This window comes from Erythrobacter sp. (genome assembly GCF_038133525.1).
Classification (GTDB): Bacteria; Pseudomonadota; Alphaproteobacteria; order Sphingomonadales; family Sphingomonadaceae; genus Qipengyuania.
The window spans coordinates 765-1,557 of the sequence record NZ_JAYPTL010000194.1 but is presented as its reverse complement, the minus strand read 5'-3'; the positions used below and the strand labels follow the sequence as shown (position 1 = coordinate 1,557).

The 793-nt window shown below is 62.9% G+C and carries 1 protein-coding gene; it reads right to left on the bottom strand.

What is annotated here, in order from left to right:
- A partial coding sequence (locus AAFM29_RS17930) for an argininosuccinate synthase (RefSeq protein WP_341714061.1) occupies positions 1–776 on the bottom strand: 776 nt, incomplete at its 3' end.
- Positions 777–793 lie beyond the last annotated feature (17 nt).

Sequence of the window (793 nt, the reverse complement as noted above, 5' to 3'; positions counted from 1 at the left end):
ATGCCATGCTTGCGGCCCAGTTCGTTGAGGGCGGTCAGCAGGGTGGCGGGGCTCATCGCTTCGCCATTCAGGGCAACGCCGTCGCCCTTTTCGAAGTCGATGGTGATATATTCGGGCACGTCCGGCGCGTCTTCCGGGTTCACCGTGCGCGAATAGACATAGTCCGGGGTCTCTTCCCACGGATCTTCCAGCACCTTGCCCTCGGACGAGGTGTGGAGGAGGTTCGCGTCGGTCGAGAACGGGCTTTCGCCGCGCTTGTCCTTGGCGATCGGGATCTGCCGCGATTCGGCATAGTTCAGCAGGTCGGTGCGGGACGCGAACTCCCATTCCCGCCAGGGCGCGATGATCTTGATATGCGGATTTAGGGCGTAATACGACAGCTCGAAGCGGACCTGGTCGTTGCCCTTGCCGGTGGCTCCATGGGCGACCGCGTCCGCTCCGGTCAGCTCGGCGATCTCGATCTGGCGTTTCGCGATCAGCGGCCGTGCGATCGACGTGCCGAGCAGATAGGTGCCCTCGTAGACGGTGTTGGCGCGGAACATCGGGAAGACGAAATCGCGCACGAATTCCTCGCGCAGATCCTCGATGAAGATGTGCTGGTCGGGAATGCCCATCGCGCGGGCCTTGGCGCGCGCCGGTTCGATTTCCTCGCCCTGGCCGAGATCGGCGGTGAAGGTCACCACTTCGAGCCCGCGTTCTACTTCGAGCCACTTGGCGATGACGGAAGTATCGAGGCCGCCGGAATAGGCGAGAACGACGCGCTTGATATCGGACATTTCGGGCACCTTGCTGC